Below are 17,712 nucleotides of genomic sequence, written 5' to 3' on the forward strand. Positions count from 1 at the left end.
ACCCCTGGGCGCACCTCTCCCTTCCGACGCTTCTGACGCAACGACCGCTCGAACGGTTGATCGATCGGCGGTAATGATTCGGCAAAGGTCGGAAAACCGGAAATGGAGCACCGTGATCGGGTGTTCCCACCTCTTGGAGGGCGGCGCGTGTCCTCCGACCGGCATGCCCGCAGCGAGGAGGATCGGCTCGTGAGCCAGTACGTCAGCAGGCTCGGGCGTCGCTCACCGGCGGCTTCCCCGCGGCTCCGGCTGCTGCGCAGGCCCCGCCGCGTCGCCATGCTCTCCGTGCACACCTCACCGCTCCACCAGCCCGGCACCGGGGACGCCGGCGGCATGAACGTCTACATCGTCGAACTCGCGCAGCGCCTCGCCGCGATCAACATCGAGGTCGAGATCTTCACGCGCGCGACGACCGCCGCCCTGCCCCCCACCGTCGAGCTGGCGCCCGGCGTCCTGGTGCGACACGTCGACGCGGGCCCCTACGAGGGCCTGGCCAAGGAGGAGCTGCCCGCCCAGCTGTGCGCCTTCACGCACGGGGTGATGCAGGCCTGGGCCGGTCACCGTCCCGGCTACTACGACCTGGTCCACTCCCACTACTGGCTCTCCGGTCACGTCGGCTGGCTCGCCGCGCAGCGCTGGGGCACCCCCCTGGTGCACGCCATGCACACCATGGCCAAGGTCAAGAACGCCAGCCTGGCCGAGGGCGACACCCCCGAACCGGCCGCCCGCGTCATCGGTGAGACGCAGATCGTCGCCGCCTCCGACCGGCTGATCGCCAACACGGCCGAGGAGGCCGACGAACTCGTCCGCCACTACGCCGCCGACCCGGCGAAGGTCGCCGTCGTCCACCCCGGCGTGAATTTGGACCGGTTCCGTCCCTTCCCCCGGGGCTCCGACCCCGGCGCCGGGGACATCGCCTCCGCCCGGGCCGCCGCCCGCGCCCGCCTCGGACTGCCCCAGGACGCCCTGATCCCGCTCTTCGCCGGCCGCATACAGCCCCTGAAGGCGCCGGACGTGCTGCTGCGCGCCGTGGCCGTCCTCCTCGGTGAACGCCCCGAGCTGCGCTCCCGCATCGTCGTCCCCGTCGTCGGCGGCCCCAGCGGCAGCGGCCTCGCGAAGCCGGAGGGGCTCCAGAAGCTCGCCGCGCGGCTCGGCATCGCCGACGTCGTACGATTTCGGCCGCCGGTCGGTCAGGAGCAGCTCGCCGACTGGTTCCGGGCCGCCTCCGTGCTGGTGATGCCCTCCTACAGCGAGTCCTTCGGGCTGGTCGCCATAGAGGCCCAGGCCGCCGGTACGCCGGTGCTCGCCGCGGCGGTCGGCGGTCTGCCGGTGGCCGTGCGGGACGGGCACACCGGCCGGCTCGTCGAGGGGCACGACCCCGCCGCGTACGCGCGCGTACTGCGCGACTTCGCCGACCACCCGGAGCTGACGTCCCGGATGGGCGAGGCCGCCGCCCGGCACGCCCGGTCCTTCGGCTGGGACGCCTCCGCCGCCGCCACGGCCGACGCCTACACGGCCGCGATCCAGTCGCACCGCCGTCGCGTACGCTCCCACCATGGCTGACGCACCGAAGACGGCTGACGCACCGAAGACGGCTGACGCACCGAAGGCGGCCCAGATCCTGGAAGGCGCCCTCAAGGACGCCGAGCTGGAATGGGAGAGCCCCGAGCCCGGCACCTACGTCGCCAAGCTCCCCGGCACCCGCAAACTCTCGACGACGGTCTCCCTCATCGTGGGCCGCCACTCGCTCTCCCTGAACGCGTTCGTCATCCGCCACCCCGACGAGAACGAACCGGCCGTCCACCGCTGGCTGCTGGAGCGCAACCTCAAGCTGTACGGGGTGAGTTACGCGGTCGACCGCCTCGGCGACATCTACGTCACCGCGAAGCTCCCCCTGGCCGCCGTCACCGCCGACGAGATCGACCGCCTCCTCGGCCAGGTCCTGGAGGCCGCCGACGGCTCCTTCAACACCCTGCTGGAGCTGGGCTTCGCGTCCGCCATCCGCAAGGAGCACGCGTGGCGCACCTCGCGCGGGGAGTCGACCCGCAACCTGGAGGCGTTCCAGCACCTCATCGAGCGCCCCGGCGACTGACCCGGCCCCCCGCTCACCGTCCGCCGGCGCGGTACCGCCCCGGTGTGACCCCCACCAACCGCTTGAAATGCCGGGTCAGATGGGCCTGGTCGTAGAAGCCGGTGGCCCCCGCCACGTCCGCCGGGGAGCGCCCCGCCAGCAGCAGCCGCCGGGCCCGGTCGACGCGGCGGGACATGAGGTACTGGTGCGGCGCGATGCCGTAGGCGCCGCTGAACGCCCGTACGAGATGGGCCGGGTGAGCGGGCACGAGCGAGGCCGCCTCGGCCAGCCCGATCCCCGGCACGACCCGCTCGTCGAGCAGCTCCCGCAGCCGCCGCGCGAGAACGGGGTCCCGGCGCACCCCGCGCGCGTCGTCCCCGGGCCGCAGGTGCTCGTGCAGCCGCTCGCCGATCAGCGTCAGCCTGCTCTCCGCCTCCAGCTCCTCCCCGGGCCGGGCGAGCGCGGCGTGCAGCTGTCCGACGCGCCGCCGCAGCACCGGGTCCCGCAGGTCGGGAGCGTCCACGGCCGGGCCGATCAGGTCCTCGCCCAGCCGGGTGGCGTCCAGGTACAGGACCCGTTTGCGGAAGCCGTCCGGAGTGGCGGGGGAGCCGTTGTGCGGCACGTGCGGCGGCAGCAGCGTCACCGTGTCGTGCGGGGTGCCGTGCTCGTGCCGGTCCAGGTCGTACCGTACGGCCCCGGCGTCGACGATGAGCAGCGTCCAGGCCTCGTGGACGTGCATCGGATAGGCGTACTCGGTGTAGTGGGCGTGGAAGACCTCGACGACGCCCGGGACATGGGGTCGCCAGGCGGAGACGGTCCGCAGGTCGCTGCCGTCCCTCCCGTCGTTCCCGTCCTTGCGCCGGCCGGCCATGCAAAAAACGTACAAGACCGGGCCGCCCGCCGACCGGCAGTCTCACTCCATGAGCATGCGCGACACCGACGAACCCATCCGCTTCGACACCAAGATCGCTGTCCTGCTGCGCGAGGACCTGGAGACCTGGCAGCGCCTCAACGTCACGGCCTTCCTGGTCAGCGGCCTGAGCACACAGTTCCCCGAGGTGATCGGGGAGCCGTACGAGGACGCCGACGCGGTGGGCTATCTGCCGATGTTCCGCCAGCCGGTGCTGGTCTTCGAGGGCACCAAGGAGACGCTGAGGAACGCCCACACCCGCGCGTTGTCCCGGGCCCTGCCCCGCGCGCTGTTCACGTCCGACCTCTTCACCACGGGCAACGACCGCGACAACCGAGCGGCGGTGCGGGCGGTCACCACGGCGGAGCTGGACCTGGTGGGCCTCGCGGTGTACGGCCCGAAGAACGCGGTGGACAAGGTGCTGAAGGGGGCGCGGATGCACCCGTGAGGGGAGGGAGGCGGCAGGGGCGCCGGCGTGCGTCAGGCGGCGCCGACCTCGTCCTTCGTCGGCGCGGCGGCCTGGGAGGGGCCGGCTCCGGAGAGGGCCGTCGCATCGTCGTCCTCGCGCGGCAGCCCCCGCATCAGCGCCCAGTACCCCGCCGCGGCCACCGTGCCGACGACGGCGCAGACGCCCCACAGCCACTCGGCGCCCCAGTGGTCGATGACGAAGCCGGACATCAGCGGGGCGACGAGGGCGGCGACCGCCCAGGACATGGTGTACATGCCCTGGTAGCGCCCGCGCCCGTGCACGGGGGAGAGGCGGACGACCAGCCCGGTCTGGGTCGGCGCGTTGACGATCTCGGCCAGCGTCCACACGCACACGGTCAGGGCGAACACGCCGACGGACCCGGCGAAGGCGGTGAGCCCGAAGCCGTACCCGGCGAGCAGGGACGAGGCGACGAGCAGCAGCCGCGGGTCCCGGTGCTGGATGAACCGGGTGACGGGAATCTGCAGGACGACGATCAGAACGCCGTTGACGGCGATCGCGAGCCCGAAGTCCGCGGGGGTGAACCCGGCCTCGCCCATCGCCACCGGCAGCCCCACGTAGGCCTGCTGGAAGATCAGGGCGATGAGGAAGGACAGCCCGACGACGCTCATGTAACGCCCGTCGCGCAGCACCGTCCCGAGGGAGACGGCCGGCTCGCCCGCCGCGGGGACGTCGCCGCCGGGGCCCTTCCCGGGCGACCGCTCCGGCCGGGACTCGGGCAGCTTGACGAAGATCAGGACCGCGCAGGCCATGGTCATGCCCGCCTCGATCAGGAACCCGGCGAGGTAGCTGGCCTCGGCGATGAACCCGGCCGCCATGGAGGAGATCGCGAAGCCGAGGTTGATGGCCCAGTAGTTCAGCGAGAAGGCCCGGATACGGTCCTCGGGGCGCACGATGTCCGCCATCATCGCCTGCACGGCGGGCCGGGAGGCGTTGCTGGCCATACCGACCAGGAAGGCGACGGCCGCGATGGCGACGGGGTCGCGCACGAAGCCGAGCAGGGCGACGGACAGCGCGGTGGAGACCTGGGCGACGAGCAGCGTGGGCCGCCGCCCGAACCGGTCGGTCATCACCCCGGCCACCAGCGAGGACACGACCCCGCCGAGCCCGTGCAGGGCGGCGACCATACCGGCGTACGAGGCGGAGTAGCCGCGGTCGACGGTCAGGTACAGCGCCATGAAGGTGGCGACGAAGGCCCCGAGCCGGTTGACCAGGGTGCTGGTCCACAGCCACCAGAACTCGCGAGGGAGCCCGGAGACGGTCTCGCGTGCGGCACGTCTCAGTCCGGCGACTGACATGGGACCCCCGTTGAGTTGGCGCGACCGGCAGGTGTAAGCGGCGGAGGCGGCACGCACGTCTTACGCACCCCCTACGACGCACAACCTACGAACGGGCGGCCCGACCCGGCCAGTGAATTAGCACTTCCCGTCAACCGTCCGTCCATCGGGCGCCCCGCGCGGACGGTGAGGGGGTTCGATTACGCTCGGACCCATGGCCGACGCACCGTACAAGCTGATCCTCCTCCGCCACGGCGAGAGCGAGTGGAACGAGAAGAACCTGTTCACCGGCTGGGTGGACGTCAACCTCACCCCCAAGGGCGAGAAGGAGGCGACGCGCGGCGGCGAGCTGCTCAAGGACGCCGGCCTGCTGCCCGACGTGGTCCACACGTCCGTGCAGAAGCGCGCCATCCGCACCGCCCAGCTCGCACTGGAGGCCGCCGACCGCCACTGGATCCCCGTCCACCGCCACTGGCGCCTCAACGAGCGCCACTACGGCGCCCTCCAGGGCAAGGACAAGGCCCAGACCCTCGCCGAGTTCGGCGAGGAGCAGTTCATGCTGTGGCGCCGCTCCTACGACACCCCGCCGCCGGCGCTGGACCGCGACGCCGAGTACTCCCAGTTCTCCGACCCGCGCTACGCGACCCTCCCGCCGGAGCTGCGCCCGCAGACGGAGTGCCTCAAGGACGTCGTCGTCCGGATGCTCCCGTACTGGTTCGACGCGATCGTCCCCGACCTCCTCACCGGCCGCACGGTCCTGGTCGCGGCCCACGGCAACTCGCTGCGCGCCCTGGTCAAGCACCTGGACGGCGTCTCGGACGAGGACATCGCGGGCCTGAACATCCCGACCGGCATCCCGCTCTCCTACGAACTGGACGCCGAGTTCAAGCCCCTCAACCCGGGCGGCACCTACCTCGACCCGGACGCGGCCGCGGCGGCGATCGAGGCGGTCAAGAACCAGGGCAAGAAGAAGTAGCCTTCGTGATCATGCCCCCACCCTGCGCATACGGCACTGGGTGGGGGCTTTGGTATACCGGCTGATGCGCCTTGCATACTCCAGTATGCTGGCCCTATGTCGTCGACGACTCGCATCACCGTCACGCTTCCCAGTGATCAGGTGGCGGAGCTCCGCAAGCTCACGGACAACGTCTCCGGCTATGTAGCGGAAGCCGTGGCCCGCCAGATCCGGCACCAGCTTCTGGGTGACGACCTTCGCCGGTACGAAGAAGAGCACGGAGGCTTCAGCGACGAGGAGCTCGCCGAGGCGCACGCGAAGATCTTCGGCGGCGACGGTTCCGCCGAGGGCGCGGACGCCGCGTGAGTGAGCGCATCGAGACCGTGGTCCTGGACGCGGAAGGGCTCTCCGCCTGGATCGCACAGGACCGCAAGCTCCTCGCGATGCTCCAGGTCTTCCACGACATGGGCGCCGACCTGGTGATCGGGGCCAACACCATCGTGGAAGTCACCCACTCCCGCACCCACATGCCCCGCCTGAACTGGGCCCTCTCCCGCGTCAAGGTGGAGCCGGTCACCGAACAGGCGGCGAAAGCGGCAGCGGAACTGCTCAAGGGCGCCGGGCTGCATGGGCACAAGTACGCCCTCGACGCCACGGTCGCCGAGGTCGCACTGCGCCAGCCGAAACCCGTTGCCCTCCTGACTTCCGACGGTGACGACATTTCCAAGCTCTGCGGAAACCAGGTCCGCATCATCTCCCTCTGACGCGTCGGCCCACCCGGAGCACACTCCGCCGGGCACGGGGCTTCCTGCTGTCCCGCGTCCCGGGGAGATGCGTGTCCGCGGATGTGGGTGGAGGGTGGAAGGGGCGGTTGTTGCGGCCGCCGAGCCGGGGTGCGGGGCTGTGTCGTGCGCGGGGTGCGCAAAGGGCGCGCGGGGGCTGGGGCGGCGCGGTCGTTCGTGACCTGAGCAGCCCGATTCCGCTGACTGGACTTGAGGCCATTCATGGAAAACGAAACGAAAGCCACTCTGGGCGCGGCCCTCGCGGCCGGATATGTCCTAGGACGCACGAAGAAGGGCAAGGTCGCCGTCGGGGCCGCCTCCCTGCTCGCCGGACAAGGGCTGCTGACCCCGAAGAAGTTGATCACGCGGGCCCTGCACACCGTGGCCGAGAGTCCGCAGGCCGTACAGCTGCTGGGCCAGGTCCGCGGGGAGCTGATGGACTCCGCCCGGTCCGCGCTGTCCACGACGGCCGACCGCGGCCTGGGAGCACTCGCCGACTCGCTGCAACAGCGCACCGAGTCTCTGGTGCGGCAACCCGACGACGAGGAAGAAGAGCCGGCCGAGGACTCGGAGGACTCGGAGGACTCGGAGGACTCGGAGGCAGAGGGCGAGGAGCAGCCGGACGACGAGCAGGCGGACGACGAGCAGCCGGACGACGAGGAGGAGCGGGAAGAGGAGACCGAGGCGCCGCCCCCTCGAAGCGCGGCCAAGAAGAAGACTGCCGCGAAGCGGCCCGGAGCCGGAGCGCCTCCGGCGAAGAAGGCGCCCGCCGGGAAGAAGGCCGCCGCGTCGAAGAAGCCTGCGGGAAAGAAGTCCGCCGCACCGAAGCCTGCCGGAAAGAAGACCGCCGCAGGTAGGGATGCGACCCGCAGCAGCCGTAGGAGGTAGGCCATGGCCAAGACGGAGGAGAAGTCCACCCCCACCGGTACCTCGGGCCTGGACCGGCTCAAGGAGCAGGTGGCGGCCTACGCCACGGCGCAGGGACAGCGGATGGCGGACAAGGCCGGGGGCAAGATCGGTGATCTCGCGCAGGGCCTGGGAGACGTCGGCGACGGCAACAGCACGTTGCTCAACGTCGGCAAGCGCGTCCTGGGTGAGGGGGATTCGCCGGTCAAGGCGTTCCTCGGCGAGAAGACCGGCGAGATGAAGGACAAGGTGGTCGACACCGTCAAGGGCGCCTTCGGCCGCGGTGGCAAGGCGGGCAGCGTGAAGGTCACGAACATCGTCGAGGTCATCGACGTTGGCAAGCCGCTACGTACCGTGTACGACCGCTGGACCCAGCTCGAGGAGTTCAGCGGCTTCACCAAGGGTGTCCAGAGCGTCTCCCAGTCGGACGAGACGGAGAGCGACTGGAAGGCGAAGATCGCGTTCTCCAGCCGCAGTTGGAAAGCCACCGTGCAGGAGCAGATCCCGGACAAGCGCATCGTCTGGAACTCCGAGGGGGCCAAGGGCACCACGCGCGGTGCCGTCAGCTTCCACGAACTGGCCCCGGAACTCACGCGCGTCGTCGCCGTCATCGAGTACTACCCGTCCGGCTTCTTCGAGAAGACCGGCAACATCTGGCGAGCACAGGGGCGTCGCCTGCGCCTCGACCTCAAGCACTTCCTGCGGTACGCCACCCTCTCCGACGACGAGGATCTCGAAGGCTGGCGCGGTGAGATCCGCGACGGCGAAGTGGTCCGCTCCCACGAGGAGGGCCTCGAGGCGGACAGTCAGAACGAGGAGGAGCAGGACGGCGAGGAGCAGGGTGACGAGTCCGAAGAGGACGACACGGACAACGACGACGCCCGCTACGAGGACGACGAGGACGAGGAAGACGAGGAGGAGGACGAGGACGACGAGGAGGAGGAAGACGAGGAGGAGGACTACGAAGACGAGAAGTAGGCCCACCCGAGCAAACCCTCAGTCCACGGTTTCCCCCGGGGGCGGGGCTTGCTCGTCGGTGCGGGCCTACTGACCTGCCGTGCTCCAGCGACTCCGACGCCGTCGGCCGTCTCGGTTGTCGCCTCGCAGGCGATGACCCGGCCCCCGCGGAGTCTCGTGCGAGGCGGCCGGCGGAAGGGAGACAGTACGCTGAGGGCCGCGGGAGTGGACCCGCCGCGCAGTGTCCGGGAGGCATGTCATGAGTGCCGAGATGGTGGCCCCGGCGTGGATGCACGAGCAGATCACGGCGGAGGAGTACGAGTCGTGGTCCGCGGAGCAGTGCGCCGGCGTCGAGATCGTGGACGGAATGGTCGTCGTGAGTCCCAGTGCGTCCAAGCGGCACAACCGTCTCGCCCGGGTTCTGGCGAACGCCCTGGATGCCGCTGCCGGACCCGACTGGAACGCCGACACGGACTTCGACGTCCGGTTGCAGGACGTCCCGCTCACCAATCGCCGCCCCGATGTCATCGTCTACCGCGCGGACACGATCGACGTCACGCCCACCCGGCCCGAGCATGTGCTCCTGGTGGCCGAGGTGGTGTCGCCGGGTTCGGAGACCACCGACCGGGTCGTGAAGGTCGACCAGTACGCCAGGGCCGGGATCGGCTTCTACTGGCGGATCGAACAGGCCGCGACCGGCGTTCCGTTGGTCTACACGTACGTACTCGACCCCGCGACGAGGACCTACCGGGAGGGTGACGTGTTCGCCGGTGTGGTGAAGGTCCTCGCTCCCTTCGAGGTCGAGGTGGATCTCGGCCTAGTCTGAGGCGGGCGTCGGCGCCCCGGGCTCGGTGAGGGTCGTGCGCAGGAGGTGGGCCATCGTGCGGCCGGCCACGCGCAGGGGTTCCGGGTCGCGGGTGGCCCTGCTGAGCATGAACGCGCCCTCCAGCATCATGACCAGGGAGTACGCGAGCGACCGGGCCGCCTCCGGGTCGGGGACCCAGCGGGTGAACCACCCGGCCGCGGCTTCCACCCACTCCTCGAAGACCTCCGCCGTCGCCGTCCGCAGGACCTCGTTGCTGCTCGCCACCTCCAGGGCCACCGTCCCGATCGGGCAGGCGTCGGCGTAGTCGGCGGCGGCCAGGTCGGTCGCGGCCGCGTCGAAGGCGTGGACGAGGGACTCGGCGGGGTCCGGGACGGAGTCGAGCAGGGCCAGGACCATGCGGCCGTACGCGGGGCCCGAGGTGCGGATCATGTCCTCGGCCAGTTGCTGCTTGCCGCCGGGGAAGAAGTGGTAGATCGAGCCGAACGGCGCCTGGGCCTCCGCGGCGACCCGCTTGAGGCCGGTCGCGGAGTAGCCGTGGCGGCGGAACAGGGTCCCGGCCGCATCCCGGATTCTGGCCCGCGTGTCCGGTCGTCCCGTTCCCGTTCCCGTTCCCGTTCCCGTTCCCGTATCCGTTCCCGTGTCGGGTCGTCCCGTTCCCGTACCCGGCTCCGCTCCCATTGCCGTCCGCCTTTCCGGCCGTCACACTGGCAGTAGAACACTCTATCAAGTGGGGGAGCCGCGATGCCGAGTGTCGAGCTGTCGTCCGGGCCGGTCGAGTACCAGGACACCGGGGGTGAAGGGCCGGTCCTGGTCTTCGGCCACGGGATGCCGATGAGCGGGACCCAGTGGCGCAAGGTGGTGCCGCTGCTGGACGGGTACCGGTGCGTGCTGCCCACGTTGCCGCTCGGCGGACACCGCCGGCCGATGAAGCCGGACGCCGACCTGTCGCAGCGCGGTGTGGCCCGGCTGCTGGGGGAGTTCGTCGAGCGGCTCGGGCTGGAGGAGGTGACGCTCGTCCTCAACGACTGGGGCGGGGGCCAGTTCCTGGTGACGGAGGGGCGGGACGAGCGGATCGCCCGCATGGTGCTGGTGGCCTGCGAGGCCTTCGACAACTTCCCGCCCGGGCCCGCGAAGGCCATGTCCCAGGTGTGCCGCATCCCCGGTGGCGTCCGGCTCCTGATCCGGCTGATGGGCGTCCCGGCCGTGCGGCACATGCGCTCCGGCTACGGCGGGATGAGCCTGCGCGGCATCCCCGACGAGGTCATGGACGACTGGCTCGCCCCCGCCGCCCGCAGCAGGGACATCCGCCGGGACCTGGCCAAGTTCGCCACCGGGGCGCCCGACCGCCGGACCCTGCTGGCCTGGAGCGAGGGGCTGCGGGCGTTCGACCGTCCGGTCCTGGTCGTCTGGGCGAAGGAGGACCGGCTGATGCCGCGGGAGCACGGCCCCCGGCTGGCCGCGCTGTATCCCCGGGGGCGGCTGGTCGAGATCGCCGACTCCTCCACCCTCGTCCCCGAGGACCAGCCCGAACGGCTCGCCGAGGTGCTGACCGACTTCCTCGTCGAGACGGGGGCGGAGCCGGCCCGGCGCACCCCCTGAGGAGCGGTCCCCGGGGCCGCCGTCCGGCCCGCCCGCTCAGGACCGCACGCGGTACGTCACGTGCGTGACCTGGGTCGCCGGGCGGGACTCCACCTGGTCCAGGCGCAGGGGCGGTACGTCCTCGAAGAGGCGGGTGCCGGTGCGCAGGGTGAAGGGGGCGATGTGCAGGCGCAGTACGTCCGCCAGACCGGCGGCGAGGTACTGGTTGATCGTGGTGGCGCCGCCCAGGACCAGGACGTCACCGTCGCCGGCCGCCGCGCGGGCCCGGGCCAGCGCCGGGGCGATGCCGTCGGTGACGAAGTGGAACGTCGTACCGCCCGCCATCGGCTGCGGCTCGCGGGCGTGGTGGGTGAGGACGTACACCGGCGCGTGGAACGGGGGGTCCTCGCCCCACCAGCCGTTCCAGGGCCGGTCCCACGGGCCGCGCACCGGGCCGAACATGTTGCGGCCCATGACGAACGCGCCGGCGTCGGTCATGGCCGCGATCTCGGCCCGGTTCTCGTCGGGGGTGTCGAACATCCAGGCGTGCAGCCCGGCGCCCGTACCGTCGCCGCCGTCGTCGCCGAAGGGGCGCTCCTCGGTCTGGCCGTGGCCCGCCGAGAAGCCGTCGGCCGAGATCGTGATGTCGCAGATCACTCTGCCCGTGCGTACGGTCATGGCGCTCTCCTGCTCCCGGGTGGTCGCGTCCATCCTCCCGTGCCGGGGTGCCCCGCCGCAGGGCGTCGCCTCAGCCCGCCGTCGTCAGCCGGCTCCGGCGTTCCCGCCGCCCGCGCAGGGCCCGCCAGGCCGTGCCCAGCGCCAGCGACTGGGCCAGGGCCGAGACCGCGATGCCGCCGACGAAGAACCAGGTCGGCGCCTCGCCGCCCCAGGTCGCCTCGCCGAGCCACGCCACGAAGCCGAAGGCCGGGAAGGTGAGCAGGGCCGGCCAGACCCAGGCGAGGGAGGCGTCGGGGCCGGACGCGAACAGGGGCTCCAGCGCGGCCACGGCCGTCGCGCCGCCGACCAGCGCGAGGTACGCGGCCGAGGCGGGGTTGGCGACGGCGCGGCGGGTGAGCGCGCGTATCGGGCTGGGCTTCGTCGGTTCCGGGTCGGGCTTCATACGGTTCTCGTCTCCCCGTGGGTCACCGTGGGTCGTGGGTCGTCTTCCGTGTCCAGGGTGGGACGGAGACAGGCCCCCGGGCCTGAGTAGCCGTACTCAGGTCGAGGGACGCGGCACCCAGGGGAGCCGGGACCGGAGGAGGCTCACACCGTCAGCGGGACCTCGTGGATCTCGTCCGCCCGGTGGCCCGCGCGCTCGTGGACGCGCTGGACCGCCTCGGCCGACGGTCCCTCGGAGAGGCAGTAGACGGTGCCGGAGCCCGGGTCCGCCCAGGCGCGTTCGAAGTGGACGTCCTCGTCCTTCTCGACGGCGAGGTCCGCCTGGTGGGCCTCGTGGAGCTGGTCCGAGGTGATGCCGTGCATCCCGTGGTGCACGTCCATGAAGTGAGCCATGGCCTCGCACCCCCTTCAGGGTCTCCCCTCCAGGGTGCGCCCCCTCGGCGGCCGGGGCGAACCCGGTCGCCGAGGGGGCGCGTGTGGGCCTGCCGCTGCCGTCGGCGGGTCAGCCGCACTGGCAGGGGTTGCCCGACTGACAGCCGCAGCCGCAGCCCGAGCCGCAACCGCAGGCGGCGACCAGGGGCAGGCTGCGGAGCTCGGGCGGTCGCTCGGTGCGGCGTTCCTCGGTGGGAGTGGGGTCGGTGCTGGGGGACTCGGCCATCGGGTTCCTCCTGGGGGCTGGTGCCTGGCCCCATTGCACGCCCCGAGCGGCCGTCGCATCAACGGCGCACTGGGGCGATGGCGCGCGCCCCCGGCCCGCCGCGCCCGCGCGGCGGAGTCAGGCCCCCTCGACCTGGGTGGGCGGCTGGATGTCCGCCTGGAGGTCGTCCGCGTGCTCGCCGGTGACCAGGTAGACGACCCGCTTGGCGACCGCGACGGCGTGGTCGGCGTAGCGCTCGTAGTAGCGGCCGAGGAGGGTGACGTCCACGGCCGTCTCGATGCCGTGCTTCCACCGGTCGTCCATCAGGTGCTGGAAGAGGGCGCGGTGCAGGAGGTCCATCGCGTCGTCGTCCTGCTCCAGCTGGAGGGCCAGGTCGACGTCCTTGGTGATGATGACCTCGGCTGCCTTCGCCATCAGGCGCTGCGCGAGCTGGCCCATCTCCAGGATCGTGGCGTGCAGGTCGCTCGGGACCGCGCGCTCCGGGTAGCGCAGCCGGGCCAGCTTGGCCACGTGCTGGGCCAGGTCGCCCGAGCGCTCCAGGTCGGCCGACATCCGCAGCGACGTGACGACGATGCGCAGGTCCGTGGCGACCGGCTGCTGCCGGGCCAGCAGGGCTATCGCCCGGGCCTCCAGCTCGTGGTGGAGCTCGTCGACCTTCTGGTCGCCCTCGATCACGTTCTCGGCCAGCTTCAGGTCCGAGTCCAGGATGGCGGTCGTGGCGCGCCCGATCGCCGACCCGACGAGCCGGGCCATCTCCACCAGGCTGTCGCCGATCGAGTCCAGTTCCTCGTGGTACGCGTCCCGCATCAGGATTTCCCTCTCGTACGTCCATTTCGGGGGCTCGCACCGGCTCGGCACCGGCTCGCACCCTTGCCGTGCCCCCACGCTTACACGGTCCGGCCCCTACGCGTCCGTTTCCGGCATCACAAATGAACCATCCCTGGCTCCAAGGTGAACTCTGGGCGACGAGTGTTCGAGGTCGCAGTCCGATGGCTGGGGCGGGGCCGTTCGGCATGCCTAACCTGGATGCATGGACGTGAACGCGGCGGTCGCCGCAGCGGCAGCGATCGCCGGAGTACTCACCGGTGTCATCGCCGTGCTGGCGTTCCGCTGGAGCGAGCGCGACCAGAAACGCCCCACGCGGACCTCCCTGCACACCGATCCGGTGCTCCCGCCCGGTGTGGACACCGTCCTGTCGGTGCTCCGCTCCTCCGCGGTCGTCCTCGACGAGGCCGACGCGGTGGTCAAGGCCAGCTCGGCGGCGTACGCCCTCGGCCTGGTCCGGGGCGGCAAGCTCGCCGTCGAGCCGATGCTGCAGATGGCCCGGGACACCCGGCGGGACGGTGAGATACGGCAGGTCGAGCTGGACCTGCCGAGGCGGGGCACCGGACGCGGTGAGGCACTGGCCGTCTCCGCGCGCGTCGCCCCGCTCGGCTCCCGGCTGGTGCTGCTGCTCGTCGAGGACCTCACCGAGGCCCGTCGCATCGAGGCCGTACGCCGCGACTTCGTCGCCAACGTGAGCCACGAGCTGAAGACGCCGGTCGGCGCCCTCTCCCTGCTCTCCGAGGCCGTCATGGACGCCTCCGAGGATCCGGAGGCGGTGGAGCGGTTCGCCGGACGCATGCAGATCGAGGCGACCCGGCTCACCAACCTCGTGCAGGAGCTGATCGACCTCTCCCGGGTCCAGAACGACGACCCGCTCGACGACGCCGAGCCCGTCCGGGTGGACGAGCTGGTCGCCGAGGCCATCGACCGCTGCCGGCACGCGGCCGGCACCAAGCAGATCACCATGGCCGCCGGAGGAACGGCGGATCTGCACGTACGAGGCAACCGCGGCCAGCTCGCCGCCGCCCTCGGCAACCTGGTCGAGAACGCCGTCAACTACTCGCCCGCCCGCACCCGCGTCGGCATAGCCGCCCGCCGGGTCGGAGCCCCCGGTGGCGACCTGATCGAGATCGCCGTGACCGACCAGGGCATCGGCATCTCGGAGAAGGACAAGGAGCGCGTCTTCGAGCGCTTCTACCGCGTGGACCCCGCCCGCTCCCGGGCCACCGGAGGCACCGGTCTGGGTCTGGCGATCGTCAAGCACGTGGTCGCCTCGCACGGCGGGGAGGTCACGGTGTGGAGTGCCGAAGGCCAGGGCTCCACGTTCACCCTGCGACTGCCGGAGTCGGGCGCGTCCCGCGACCGCGCACCGCACGGTTCGGACCGCGCCGGACTCAGTGCCGAGACCGAGCGGCCCCCCTCTTCCCCCCATACTTCCCCGTACGCAACGCTTCCCGCCCCGGAGGTCCTTCCGTGACCCGTGTGCTCGTCGTCGAGGACGAGGAGTCCTTCTCCGACGCCCTGTCGTACATGCTCCGCAAGGAGGGCTTCGAGGTCGCCGTGGCGACCACCGGCCCCGACGGACTCGACGAGTTCGAGCGCAACGGCGCCGACCTCGTGCTCCTCGACCTGATGCTGCCCGGCCTTCCGGGCACCGAGGTGTGCCGTCAGCTGCGCGGCCGCTCGAACGTCCCCGTGATCATGGTGACCGCCAAGGACAGCGAGATCGACAAGGTGGTCGGGCTGGAGATAGGGGCCGACGACTACGTCACCAAGCCCTTCTCCTCCCGCGAGCTGGTCGCCCGCATCCGCGCCGTACTGCGCCGCCGCGGCGAGCCGGAGGAGGTCACCCCGGCCGCGCTGGAGGCCGGTCCCGTCCGCATGGACGTCGACCGGCACGTGGTGACGGTCGGCGGCACCAAGGTCGACCTGCCGCTGAAGGAGTTCGACCTGCTGGAGATGCTGCTGCGCAACGCCGGCCGGGTGCTGACCCGCATGCAGCTGATCGACCGGGTGTGGGGCGCCGACTACGTCGGTGACACCAAGACCCTCGACGTCCACGTCAAGCGGCTGCGCGCCAAGATCGAGCCCGACCCGGGCGCGCCGCGCTACCTGGTGACGGTGCGGGGCCTCGGCTACAAGTTCGAGCCGTAGAGCGCCCGGCGCGTCCGGCGTCCGCGTCCGGGAAGCGCCCAGCGGCGGTACGAAGAAGGGCGGGACCTCCGAGGAGGTCCCACCCTTCTTCGTACCGCGCGGCTCAGTGACCCGCGTCGGCCTCGTGCGAGGAGCCGTCCGTCGCCGTGCCGGTGCCGGACCCGTCCTCGGTCCCGGCGGCGGACTCACCGGCCGCGGGGGACTCGCCGGTGCCCGCGGTGGACCCGCCGTCGGCCGGCGCGCCCGAGGTCTGGCCGTCGGACGGCTCACCGGAGGTCTCCTGCGACGGCTGTCCCGACGCGCCGGGGGCCGCCGGGACGTCGCTGGGGCCCCAGCCGGAGAAGTAGCTCTCGGCGGGGACGACGAACGCCTTCAGGCTGACCTCACCGGTCTTGCTGAAGGTGAAGGTGATCTCCTGCGCGTTGCCGTCCCTGATGGCCTCGCGGCTGCTGGGCAGGACGGCCGAGGCGTTGTTCTCGCCGCCGATGACCACGGAACCACCCGCGGGGACGGTCAGGCCGTTGCCGCCCTTCTCGCCCTCGGCGGGCTTCAGCTCGGCGGACTTGTCGGTGCCCACCACGGAGATGGACTCGAGCGTCTGGTCCGTCCTGCCGTTGTTGAACAGGGTGGCGGAGACCACGGCCGGGCCGGTCGACTCCAGGTCGGGCTGCGTGATGACGATCGCGTTCTGGATCTGGATGTCACCGACCGTCGTCGCGGCGTTGTCCGGCTTGATCTCCAGCGTCTGGGCGTTGTGACCGGCACCGCACGCGGCGAGCGAGGCGATCGAGAACGCGATGGCGGCGGCGGCGAGGGCGCCGCGTCGAAGGCTGCTGCTCACGGCGGCGGCAACTCCTAGACTCGAGCGAGACGGCGGCACGGATAAAGCCGCCCTAAGTGGCTGTCAGCGGCCTTAGGCTACCGAGCCGTTCCCGGGCGGCCGCACCCGACCCTCCCCGAAGGCGCCCGGCTTCGCCCGGCAGGCGGTAGGAGAGCGGTGGGACGGCGGCGGGGCGACGCTGAGACGGCGGGGAGACAGTGAGGAGACAGCGGGGAGACGGCGGTGGCGCCGGGCGGCTCGGGGACCGCGGGCGGGGAGCGCGGAGGGCGTCCCGCGGGAGCGCCCGCAGCGGTCGCTTTGCGGTCGGCACTCGTCCGTCATTCACATAAGAAGCCCTCGTGATACGCGTCGGCCGACGGGTGCGCGAGATTTCCCGGAGGAATGCGCGGGCGGCCCGAAAATTGATCATCGGCGGGCCCGCCGGAGCACCGCGTGATCAATTCCGGATTCGTCCGGAAGCCCGCCTCGGCCACCGAACGGAGTAGCGGAAGTCGCACGCATGGAACCGGACATAGGGCGTGTTTCGGGCGGGCGGAGGGCCCTCCGGAGGTGTGTGACGTGCGTGTTTCGCCCTACCTGAAGAGCCGCTCCGACCTGCGAATACTTTCTTCCGCTCGCCCGCCGCAGCACGTTCCTGTTGCTGTTGTCAAGCCCCGAGATATGCCCTGACCTGCGAAAACGCCATTCAGAAGACGCCGTATCCGTGTTACCCTGGATAGCCACGGAAGGGGTACCTGTCACATGACGTTCAAGGTTGGCGACACCGTGGTCTATCCCCATCACGGGGCCGCGCTGATCGAGGCTATCGAAACTCGCCAGATCAAAGGCGTGGACAAGACCTACTTGGTGCTGAAGGTCGCCCAGGGTGACCTGACGGTACGTGTGCCAGCGGACAATGCGGAGTTCGTCGGCGTGCGTGATGTGGTCGGTCAGGACGGACTGGACCGGGTCTTCGAGGTGCTGCGCGCGCCGTATGCCGAGGAGCCCACGAACTGGTCGCGTCGTTACAAGGCAAACCTGGAGAAGCTCGCCTCCGGCGACGTCATCAAGGTCGCGGAAGTCGTACGCGACCTGTGGCGCCGGGAGCGCGAGCGCGGACTCTCCGCCGGTGAGAAGCGCATGCTCGCCAAGGCCCGCCAGATCCTGGTGAGTGAACTGGCTCTCGCGGAGAACACCAACGAGGACAAGGCGGAGGCCCTGCTCGACGAGGTGCTCGCTTCCTGAGCCGCCTCCCGAGGTGAGTCGCCTCCCGAGGCGGAACGCAGCCCGCTGCCCGCTCGGATCAGCGCACTGAAATGCCGCGGTGCCCGATGACATCTTTGCTGTCGCCGGGCGCTGCGGCATGTTCGTACCCGGACAGCCGTCC

Annotated in this window: 22 protein-coding genes; 13 read left to right on the top strand and 9 right to left on the bottom strand. The window is 71.3% G+C overall.

Annotation, left to right across the window (positions count from 1 at the left end; translation table 11 throughout):
• Positions 1 to 189: 189 nt before the first annotated feature.
• Together mshA and ACGF5T_RS07180 are read left to right on the top strand one after the other, a co-directional pair.
• Positions 190 to 1,563 carry a D-inositol-3-phosphate glycosyltransferase gene (mshA, locus tag ACGF5T_RS07175; protein ID WP_356608572.1) on the top strand — a complete coding sequence of 458 codons (1,374 nt, stop codon included), beginning with the start codon at positions 190 to 192 and terminating at the stop codon, positions 1,561 to 1,563.
• Positions 1,556 to 2,092, top strand: coding sequence for a YbjN domain-containing protein (locus ACGF5T_RS07180; protein WP_366768623.1), 537 nt, complete (start codon positions 1,556 to 1,558; stop codon positions 2,090 to 2,092). Before mshA ends, ACGF5T_RS07180 begins: the two co-directional genes overlap by 8 nt.
• 13 nt (positions 2,093 to 2,105) lie before the next feature.
• On the opposite strand, the gene ACGF5T_RS07185 is transcribed toward ACGF5T_RS07180, so the two are convergent.
• Positions 2,106 to 2,942, bottom strand: coding sequence for an AraC family transcriptional regulator (locus ACGF5T_RS07185; protein WP_366768622.1), 837 nt, complete (start codon positions 2,940 to 2,942; stop codon positions 2,106 to 2,108).
• Positions 2,943 to 2,991: 49 nt separating this feature from the next.
• Between ACGF5T_RS07185 and ACGF5T_RS07190 the strand changes: the two genes are divergently transcribed.
• Positions 2,992 to 3,429: a DUF2000 domain-containing protein gene (locus tag ACGF5T_RS07190; RefSeq protein ID WP_361018989.1), complete on the top strand. Its 438-nt coding sequence runs from the start codon at positions 2,992 to 2,994 to the stop codon at positions 3,427 to 3,429.
• Positions 3,430 to 3,461: 32 nt separating this feature from the next.
• Here ACGF5T_RS07190 and ACGF5T_RS07195 read toward each other — a convergent pair whose 3' ends face one another.
• The gene (locus ACGF5T_RS07195) at positions 3,462 to 4,766 is read right to left on the bottom strand and encodes an MFS transporter (RefSeq protein ID WP_366768621.1); all 1,305 of its coding nucleotides are present in this window, start codon (positions 4,764 to 4,766) and stop codon (positions 3,462 to 3,464) included.
• Between the two features lie 193 nt (positions 4,767 to 4,959).
• On the opposite strand from ACGF5T_RS07195, the gene ACGF5T_RS07200 reads away from it, so the two are divergent.
• The 6 genes from ACGF5T_RS07200 (at position 4,960) to ACGF5T_RS07225 (ending at position 9,171) form a co-directional block, all read left to right on the top strand.
• Positions 4,960 to 5,721, top strand: a complete 762-nt coding sequence (locus ACGF5T_RS07200) for a phosphoglyceromutase (protein WP_356608562.1) — start codon at positions 4,960 to 4,962, stop codon at positions 5,719 to 5,721.
• A 96-nt stretch (positions 5,722 to 5,817) separates the two neighbouring features.
• Positions 5,818 to 6,066 carry a type II toxin-antitoxin system CcdA family antitoxin gene (locus ACGF5T_RS07205; RefSeq protein WP_361018982.1) on the top strand — a complete coding sequence of 83 codons (249 nt, stop codon included), beginning with the start codon at positions 5,818 to 5,820 and terminating at the stop codon, positions 6,064 to 6,066.
• On the top strand, positions 6,063 to 6,464 hold the full coding sequence (locus tag ACGF5T_RS07210; RefSeq protein ID WP_361018979.1) for a DNA-binding protein: 402 nt from the start codon (positions 6,063 to 6,065) through the stop codon (positions 6,462 to 6,464). The genes ACGF5T_RS07205 and ACGF5T_RS07210 overlap by 4 nt, the downstream gene beginning before the upstream one ends.
• Before the next feature lie 240 nt (positions 6,465 to 6,704).
• The gene (locus tag ACGF5T_RS07215) at positions 6,705 to 7,370 is read left to right on the top strand and encodes a hypothetical protein (protein WP_366768620.1); all 666 of its coding nucleotides are present in this window, start codon (positions 6,705 to 6,707) and stop codon (positions 7,368 to 7,370) included.
• 3 nt (positions 7,371 to 7,373) lie between these two features.
• The gene (locus ACGF5T_RS07220) at positions 7,374 to 8,366 is read left to right on the top strand and encodes an SRPBCC family protein (protein ID WP_366768619.1); all 993 of its coding nucleotides are present in this window, start codon (positions 7,374 to 7,376) and stop codon (positions 8,364 to 8,366) included.
• A gap of 238 nt (positions 8,367 to 8,604) precedes the next feature.
• Entirely contained in the window at positions 8,605 to 9,171 is a 567-nt protein-coding gene (locus tag ACGF5T_RS07225; protein WP_356608554.1) for a Uma2 family endonuclease, read from the top strand.
• Here the strand turns inward: ACGF5T_RS07225 and ACGF5T_RS07230 are convergent.
• Complete coding sequence (locus ACGF5T_RS07230; RefSeq protein ID WP_366768618.1) at positions 9,163 to 9,849, bottom strand: TetR/AcrR family transcriptional regulator; 687 nt, start codon at positions 9,847 to 9,849, stop codon at positions 9,163 to 9,165. The two genes, ACGF5T_RS07225 and ACGF5T_RS07230, sit on opposite strands and share 9 nt — an antisense overlap.
• 63 nt (positions 9,850 to 9,912) lie before the next feature.
• Between ACGF5T_RS07230 and ACGF5T_RS07235 the strand changes: the two genes are divergently transcribed.
• Entirely contained in the window at positions 9,913 to 10,770 is an 858-nt protein-coding gene (locus tag ACGF5T_RS07235) for an alpha/beta hydrolase (protein ID WP_361018968.1), read from the top strand.
• Between the two features lie 36 nt (positions 10,771 to 10,806).
• Here the strand turns inward: ACGF5T_RS07235 and ACGF5T_RS07240 are convergent, their stop codons facing one another.
• The 5 genes from ACGF5T_RS07240 to phoU form a co-directional block, all read right to left on the bottom strand.
• Positions 10,807 to 11,427, bottom strand: a complete 621-nt coding sequence (locus ACGF5T_RS07240; RefSeq protein ID WP_361018965.1) for a dihydrofolate reductase family protein — start codon at positions 11,425 to 11,427, stop codon at positions 10,807 to 10,809.
• 70 nt (positions 11,428 to 11,497) lie between these two features.
• Positions 11,498 to 11,869, bottom strand: a complete 372-nt coding sequence (locus ACGF5T_RS07245; RefSeq protein WP_361018962.1) for an SCO4225 family membrane protein — start codon at positions 11,867 to 11,869, stop codon at positions 11,498 to 11,500.
• Positions 11,870 to 12,012: 143 nt separating this feature from the next.
• Positions 12,013 to 12,261 (bottom strand): SCO4226 family nickel-binding protein, encoded by a 249-nt coding sequence (locus tag ACGF5T_RS07250; RefSeq protein ID WP_356608544.1) that lies wholly within the window; start codon positions 12,259 to 12,261, stop codon positions 12,013 to 12,015.
• A 109-nt stretch (positions 12,262 to 12,370) separates the two neighbouring features.
• The gene (locus ACGF5T_RS07255) at positions 12,371 to 12,526 is read right to left on the bottom strand and encodes a hypothetical protein (RefSeq protein ID WP_356608542.1); all 156 of its coding nucleotides are present in this window, start codon (positions 12,524 to 12,526) and stop codon (positions 12,371 to 12,373) included.
• Positions 12,527 to 12,643: 117 nt separating this feature from the next.
• Positions 12,644 to 13,333, bottom strand: a complete 690-nt coding sequence (gene phoU / locus ACGF5T_RS07260) for a phosphate signaling complex protein PhoU (protein ID WP_356608540.1) — start codon at positions 13,331 to 13,333, stop codon at positions 12,644 to 12,646.
• Between the two features lie 223 nt (positions 13,334 to 13,556).
• Here phoU and ACGF5T_RS07265 point away from each other — a divergent pair, with 223 nt between their 5' ends.
• Positions 13,557 to 14,828 carry an ATP-binding protein gene (locus tag ACGF5T_RS07265; RefSeq protein ID WP_356608538.1) on the top strand — a complete coding sequence of 424 codons (1,272 nt, stop codon included), beginning with the start codon at positions 13,557 to 13,559 and terminating at the stop codon, positions 14,826 to 14,828.
• Positions 14,825 to 15,505, top strand: coding sequence for a response regulator transcription factor (locus ACGF5T_RS07270; protein WP_004929857.1), 681 nt, complete (start codon positions 14,825 to 14,827; stop codon positions 15,503 to 15,505). The genes ACGF5T_RS07265 and ACGF5T_RS07270 overlap by 4 nt, the downstream gene beginning before the upstream one ends.
• A 103-nt stretch (positions 15,506 to 15,608) precedes the next feature.
• Here ACGF5T_RS07270 and ACGF5T_RS07275 read toward each other — a convergent pair whose 3' ends face one another.
• On the bottom strand, positions 15,609 to 16,346 hold the full coding sequence (locus tag ACGF5T_RS07275) for a DUF461 domain-containing protein (RefSeq protein WP_356608536.1): 738 nt from the start codon (positions 16,344 to 16,346) through the stop codon (positions 15,609 to 15,611).
• 741 nt (positions 16,347 to 17,087) lie between these two features.
• Here ACGF5T_RS07275 and ACGF5T_RS07280 point away from each other — a divergent pair.
• Positions 17,088 to 17,570, top strand: a complete 483-nt coding sequence (locus tag ACGF5T_RS07280; protein ID WP_003953493.1) for a CarD family transcriptional regulator — start codon at positions 17,088 to 17,090, stop codon at positions 17,568 to 17,570.
• Positions 17,571 to 17,712: the final 142 nt, after the last annotated feature.

Source organism: Streptomyces sp. NPDC047853 (assembly GCF_043204535.1).
In the GTDB taxonomy this organism is placed as follows: domain Bacteria; phylum Actinomycetota; class Actinomycetes; order Streptomycetales; family Streptomycetaceae; genus Streptomyces.

Excerpts from the sequence above, each read along its gene's own strand:
- ACGF5T_RS07180 (WP_366768623.1), top strand. The coding sequence starts at position 1,556 with ATGGCTGACGCACCGAAGACGGCTGACGCACCGAAGACGGCTGACGCA.
- ACGF5T_RS07185 (WP_366768622.1), bottom strand. The coding sequence starts at position 2,942 with ATGGCCGGCCGGCGCAAGGACGGGAACGACGGGAGGGACGGCAGCGAC.
- ACGF5T_RS07190 (WP_361018989.1), top strand. The coding sequence starts at position 2,992 with ATGAGCATGCGCGACACCGACGAACCCATCCGCTTCGACACCAAGATC.
- ACGF5T_RS07195 (WP_366768621.1), bottom strand. The coding sequence starts at position 4,766 with ATGTCAGTCGCCGGACTGAGACGTGCCGCACGCGAGACCGTCTCCGGG.
- ACGF5T_RS07200 (WP_356608562.1), top strand. The coding sequence starts at position 4,960 with ATGGCCGACGCACCGTACAAGCTGATCCTCCTCCGCCACGGCGAGAGC.
- ACGF5T_RS07205 (WP_361018982.1), top strand. The coding sequence starts at position 5,818 with ATGTCGTCGACGACTCGCATCACCGTCACGCTTCCCAGTGATCAGGTG.
- ACGF5T_RS07215 (WP_366768620.1), top strand. The coding sequence starts at position 6,705 with ATGGAAAACGAAACGAAAGCCACTCTGGGCGCGGCCCTCGCGGCCGGA.
- ACGF5T_RS07220 (WP_366768619.1), top strand. The coding sequence starts at position 7,374 with ATGGCCAAGACGGAGGAGAAGTCCACCCCCACCGGTACCTCGGGCCTG.
- ACGF5T_RS07225 (WP_356608554.1), top strand. The coding sequence starts at position 8,605 with ATGAGTGCCGAGATGGTGGCCCCGGCGTGGATGCACGAGCAGATCACG.
- ACGF5T_RS07230 (WP_366768618.1), bottom strand. The coding sequence starts at position 9,849 with ATGGGAGCGGAGCCGGGTACGGGAACGGGACGACCCGACACGGGAACG.
- ACGF5T_RS07235 (WP_361018968.1), top strand. The coding sequence starts at position 9,913 with ATGCCGAGTGTCGAGCTGTCGTCCGGGCCGGTCGAGTACCAGGACACC.
- ACGF5T_RS07240 (WP_361018965.1), bottom strand. The coding sequence starts at position 11,427 with ATGACCGTACGCACGGGCAGAGTGATCTGCGACATCACGATCTCGGCC.
- ACGF5T_RS07245 (WP_361018962.1), bottom strand. The coding sequence starts at position 11,869 with ATGAAGCCCGACCCGGAACCGACGAAGCCCAGCCCGATACGCGCGCTC.
- ACGF5T_RS07250 (WP_356608544.1), bottom strand. The coding sequence starts at position 12,261 with ATGGCTCACTTCATGGACGTGCACCACGGGATGCACGGCATCACCTCG.
- ACGF5T_RS07255 (WP_356608542.1), bottom strand. The coding sequence starts at position 12,526 with ATGGCCGAGTCCCCCAGCACCGACCCCACTCCCACCGAGGAACGCCGC.
- phoU (WP_356608540.1), bottom strand. The coding sequence starts at position 13,333 with ATGCGGGACGCGTACCACGAGGAACTGGACTCGATCGGCGACAGCCTG.
- ACGF5T_RS07265 (WP_356608538.1), top strand. The coding sequence starts at position 13,557 with ATGGACGTGAACGCGGCGGTCGCCGCAGCGGCAGCGATCGCCGGAGTA.
- ACGF5T_RS07280 (WP_003953493.1), top strand. The coding sequence starts at position 17,088 with ATGACGTTCAAGGTTGGCGACACCGTGGTCTATCCCCATCACGGGGCC.